Origin of the sequence: Hominimerdicola alba (assembly GCF_900109655.1) — a bacterium.
GTDB classification, from domain to species: domain Bacteria; phylum Bacillota; class Clostridia; order Oscillospirales; family Ruminococcaceae; genus Hominimerdicola; species Hominimerdicola alba_B.
The window spans coordinates 1-5,352 of the sequence record NZ_FOAT01000040.1; the positions used below are offsets into that span (position 1 = coordinate 1).

General features: G+C 49.1%; 2 tRNA genes and 3 rRNA genes. All 5 read right to left on the minus strand.

The window, feature by feature from the left end:
- Positions 1 to 3 precede the first annotated feature (3 nt).
- The 5 genes from rrf to BMY75_RS17360 all read right to left on the minus strand — a co-directional run bounded on the left by rrf (position 4) and on the right by BMY75_RS17360 (position 5,102).
- Positions 4 to 120, minus strand: a 5S ribosomal RNA gene (gene rrf / locus BMY75_RS17340).
- A 61-nt stretch (positions 121 to 181) separates the two neighbouring features.
- Positions 182 to 3,013, minus strand: a 23S ribosomal RNA gene (locus BMY75_RS17345).
- Between the two features lie 147 nt (positions 3,014 to 3,160).
- Positions 3,161 to 3,234, minus strand: a tRNA-Ile gene (locus tag BMY75_RS17350).
- Between the two features lie 135 nt (positions 3,235 to 3,369).
- Positions 3,370 to 3,445, minus strand: a tRNA-Ala gene (locus tag BMY75_RS17355).
- Positions 3,446 to 3,593: 148 nt separating this feature from the next.
- A 16S ribosomal RNA gene (locus BMY75_RS17360) occupies positions 3,594 to 5,102 on the minus strand.
- Together the 16S, 23S and 5S rRNA genes with 2 tRNA genes alongside form the textbook arrangement of a ribosomal RNA operon.
- Positions 5,103 to 5,352 lie beyond the last annotated feature (250 nt).

Here is a 5,352-nt window from a genome sequence, read left to right on the forward strand (position 1 = left end):
AAGAGCCGGCGACAACTTATTTTCCCGGGCGGTCGCCCGCCGAGTATTTTCAGCGAAGATGAGCTTAACTTCTGTGTTCGGCATGGGAACAGGTGTGACCTCATCTCAATGATCACCGACTATAGATTGAGGACAATAACCTCAAAATTGAATAATGAAACATTTAAGGACTAACATAATTTAGGACAAGCCCTCGACCAATTAGTACACGCTAGCTAAATACATCACTGCAATTACACTTTGTGCCTATCAACCTTGTAGTCTTCAAGGGGTCTTACTCATAAAGATGGGATATCTTATCTTAAGGGCGGCTTCACGCTTAGATGCCTTCAGCGTTTATCCGTTCCGCACATAGCTGCCCAGCTGTGCCACTGGCGTGACAACTGGTGCACCAGAGGTGCGTCCATCCCGGTCCTCTCGTACTAGGGACAGCTCCTTGCAAATATCCTACGCCCACGACAGATAGGGACCGAACTGTCTCACGACGTTCTGAACCCAGCTCGCGTACCGCTTTAATTGGCGAACAGCCAAACCCTTGGGACCGAATTCAGCCCCAGGATGCGATGAGCCGACATCGAGGTGCCAAACCTCCCCGTCGATGTGGACTCTTGGGGGAGATCAGCCTGTTATCCCCAGGGTAGCTTTTATCCGTTGAGCGACGGCATTTCCATTCACATACCGCCGGATCACTAACTCCAACTTTCGTTACTGCTCGAACCGTCATTCTCGCAGTTAGGCTCGCTTTTGCGTTTACACTCTGACGCATGGTTTCCATCCATGCAGAGCGAACCTTTGAGCGCCTCCGTTACTCTTTAGGAGGCGACCGCCCCAGTCAAACTGCCCACCTAACAATGTCCCCCGACTTGATTCAAAGCCGCAGGTTAGAACTCCAGCACTTCAAGAGTGGTATCCCAACAGTGACTCCACATCAGCTGACGCCAATGCTTCCCAGTCTCCCACCTATCCTGTACATGAAATACCGAAATCCAATATTAGGCTACAGTAAAGCTCCATGGGGTCTTTCCGTCTAGTCGCGGGTAACCGGCATCTTCACCGGTACTACAATTTCGCCGGGCGGGTTGTTGAGACAGTGCCCAGATCGTTACACCATTCGTGCGGGTCAGAACTTACCTGACAAGGAATTTCGCTACCTTAGGACCGTTATAGTTACGGCCGCCGTTTACCGGGGCTTCAATTCAATGCTCTCACATCTCCTCTTAACCTTCCGGCACCGGGCAGGTGTCAGCCCCTATACGTCATCTTTCGATTTAGCAGAGACCTGTGTTTTTGCTAAACAGTCGCCTGGGCCTATTCTCTGCGGCTTGATCACTCAAGCACCCCTTATCCCTAAGTTACGGGGTCAACTTGCCGAGTTCCTTAACAACCCTTCTCCCGTTGGCCTTAGAATCTTCTTCCTATCTACCTGTGTCGGTTTGCGGTACGGGCACCTTAGATATACATATAGCTTTTCTTGTCTCCGTCCATGATGACTTCTCTACTTATTTTCGATCCCTTACGACCGGGTCAACCATCGCCCGGCAACATCACTTTCGAAGCGTCCCTATACTTAAATCTTTCGGTGGCTACGGAATTTCAACCGTATGTGCATCGGCTACGCCTTTCGGCCTGACCTTAGCCCCCGGCTTACCCTGAGCGGACGAACCTTCCTCAGGAAACCTTAGATTTTCGGCCATTATGATTCTCACATAATTCTCGCTACTCATTCCGGCATTCTCACTCGAATAAAGTCCACCAGCGCTTCCGCTCTGACTTCACCCCTTATTCGACGCTCTCCTACCACTGTCATTACTGACAATCCCAAGCTTCGGTGTACATTTTAGCCCCGTTGAATTTTCGGCGCAGGGTCACTCGACCAGTGAGCTATTACGCACTCTTTTAATGAGTGGCTGCTTCTAAGCCAACATCCTGGTTGTTTATGCAACCCCACATCCTTTTCCACTTAAATGTACTTTGGGACCTTAGCTGTGGGTCTGGGCTGTTTCCCTTTTGACTGTGAGACTTATCTCACACAGTCTGACTCCCATGAATCGATTATCCGGCATTCTTAGTTTGATAAGGTTCAGTAATCTTTCGACCCCTAGCCCATTCAGTGCTTTACCTCCGGTAATCTGTCATGAGGCTAGCCCTAAAGCTATTTCGGAGAGAACCAGCTATATCCGAGTTCGATTGGAATTTCACCGCTAACCACACCTCATCCCCGGCCTTTTCAACGGACGTGGGTTCGGCCCTCCATGGAGTTTTACCTCCACTTCAGCCTGGACATGGTTAGGTCACTCGGTTTCGGGTCTATTGCATACGACTTTGCCGCCCTATTCAGACTCGCTCTCGCTTCGGCTCCGTGCCTTAAGCACTTAACCTTGCCGCATACAATAACTCGCCGGACCATTCTACAAAAGGTACCCGATCACCCATTGACGGGCTCTCGGTGCTTGTAAGCATAGGGTTTCAGGTTCTATTTCACTCCCCTCCCGGGGTTCTTTTCACCGTTCCTTCACAGTACTATTCGCTATCGGTCATTAGGTAGTATTTAGGCTTGGAGGATGGTCCCCCCATCTTCCCACGGGGTTTCACGTGTCCCGCGGTACTCCGGATACAGCTCGCTGCTCTGACTTTTCGCTTACGTGACTCTCACACTCTCTGGTTCGTTTTCCCACACGATTCAACTAAATCATTACAATACTAAATGCTGTCCAAAACCCCGAAAGTATTGCTACTCTCGGTTTAGCCTCTTCCGCTTTCGCTCGCCACTACTCACAGAATCTCGGTTGATTTCTCTTCCTCGCCCTACTTAGATGTTTCAGTTCAGGCGGTTCCCCCCATACAGCTATTTTATTCACTGTACAGTGCATGAGCATACTCATGCGGATTGCTCCATTCGGAAATCTGCGGATCATTAGATACTTGCTCTTCCCCGCAGCTTATCGCAGCTTATCACGTCCTTCATCGGCTCCTAATGCCAAGGCATTCTCCCTACGCTCTTATTAGCTTAACCTTAGAATTATGTTATCCTTAATGTTATGCTGATTGTAGTTTTCCCGACTTCTAACTTTCGTTTTTAGTCGTTTTCCTCATTTGCATTACTTTTAATATTGCTTCATTATTCAATTTTCAAGTTACTGTCTTGGGATTTCCTTCCCAGTGGGCACAAGTGGACTCGAACCACCGACCTCACGCTTATCAGGCGTGCGCTCTAACCACCTGAGCTATGCGCCCAAAAATCGCTTCGCGATGTTTTGGCAGAGAATTATTAAGCTCACTAAAGCTCGCTTTGCTGCTCCGCAGCACCTTAATTCTCTACGAGTTTTAGTTCTCGTCTTAGTTCAGCTGTGTGATTGCGTCCTCGTCCCATGGTGGAGATGAGGAGGATCGAACTCCTGACCCCCTGCTTGCAAAGCAGGTGCTCTCCCAGCTGAGCTACACCCCCGTTTAAGGGACTCTTATGCTCTTTTTAAGATACTCACATGAAAGCTTTTCCTTTCATGAGGCATCCTCAAAATTGAACAACCTGCTGTTTCCACCACTTGCTGACCGGAGATTTTTTATGAAGCTTTTTATGCTTCGGTTCTCCATAGAAAGGAGGTGATCCAGCCGCACCTTCCGATACGGCTACCTTGTTACGACTTCACCCCAGTCATCAATCCCACCTTCGACTGCTTCCTCCTTGCGGTTAGAACACAGGCTTCGGGTGTTACCGACTCCCATGGCGTGACGGGCGGTGTGTACAAGGCCCGGGAACGTATTCACCGCGGCATGCTGATCCGCGATTACTAGCAATTCCGACTTCATGTAGGCGGGTTGCAGCCTACAATCCGAACTAAGACTGCTTTTAGGGTTTTGCTCCATGTCACCATTTTGCTTCCCTCTGTTAACAGCCATTGTAGTACGTGTGTAGCCCAGGTCATAAGGGGCATGATGATTTGACGTCATCCCCACCTTCCTCCGTTTTGTCAACGGCAGTCCTGCTAGAGTGCTCTTGCGTAGCAACTAACAGTAAGGGTTGCGCTCGTTGCGGGACTTAACCCAACATCTCACGACACGAGCTGACGACAACCATGCACCACCTGTCTATACGTCCCCGAAGGGATTTCACATATCTCTATGCTATGCGTACGATGTCAAGACCTGGTAAGGTTCTTCGCGTTGCTTCGAATTAAACCACATACTCCACTGCTTGTGCGGGCCCCCGTCAATTCCTTTGAGTTTCAGCCTTGCGGCCGTACTCCCCAGGTGGATTACTTATTGTGTTAACTGCGGCACGGAAGGGGTCAGTCCCCCCACACCTAGTAATCATCGTTTACGGCGTGGACTACCAGGGTATCTAATCCTGTTTGCTCCCCACGCTTTCGAGCCTCAGCGTCAGTTAAAGCCCAGTAAGCCGCCTTCGCCACTGATGTTCCTCCTAATATCTACGCATTTCACCGCTACACTAGGAATTCCGCTTACCTCTACTTCACTCAAGAACTACAGTTTCAAGTGCAGTTCAGGGGTTAAGCCCCTAAATTTCACACCTGACTTGCAATCCCGCCTACGCTCCCTTTACACCCAGTAATTCCGGACAACGCTCGCTCCCTACGTATTACCGCGGCTGCTGGCACGTAGTTAGCCGGAGCTTCCTCCTTGGGTACCGTCATTATCGTCCCCAAAGACAGAGGTTTACAATCCTAAAACCTTCTTCCCTCACGCGGCATCGCTGCATCAGGCTTTCGCCCATTGTGCAATATTCCCCACTGCTGCCTCCCGTAGGAGTCTGGGCCGTGTCTCAGTCCCAATGTGGCCGTTCAACCTCTCAGTCCGGCTACTGATCGTCGGCTTGGTGAGCCGTTACCTCACCAACTACCTAATCAGACGCGAGCTCATCTTCCGGCAATAAATCTTTGATAACAAAGTCATGCGGCTTCGTTATGTTATGGGGTATTAACAATCGTTTCCAATTGGTATCCCCCACCGAAAGGCAGATTGCTCACGTGTTACTCACCCGTCCGCCACTAGCTAGAGGTGCAAGCACCTTTCGCTCGTTCGACTTGCATGTGTTAAGCGTGCCGCCAGCGTTCGTCCTGAGCCAGGATCAAACTCTTAATAAAGTTGTATCCTAATACTCTCTTCAGAGTAATTATGATCTCAGTTTCGTTTCACTGAACGTGTACATTTTTTTAGTCTTGTACTTGACTTTTGAATACTTTTACTCAAAGTATTTTCAAGGGTTTTCGTATTCTTGGTTGTTCAATTTTCAAGATGCCTTTTTGTTATCTGTCTTTGTCAGACAACTCATTTATTATATCACACTTTTCTTCATTTGTCAACCCCTTTTCAGAAGTTTTTTGAAGATTTTTT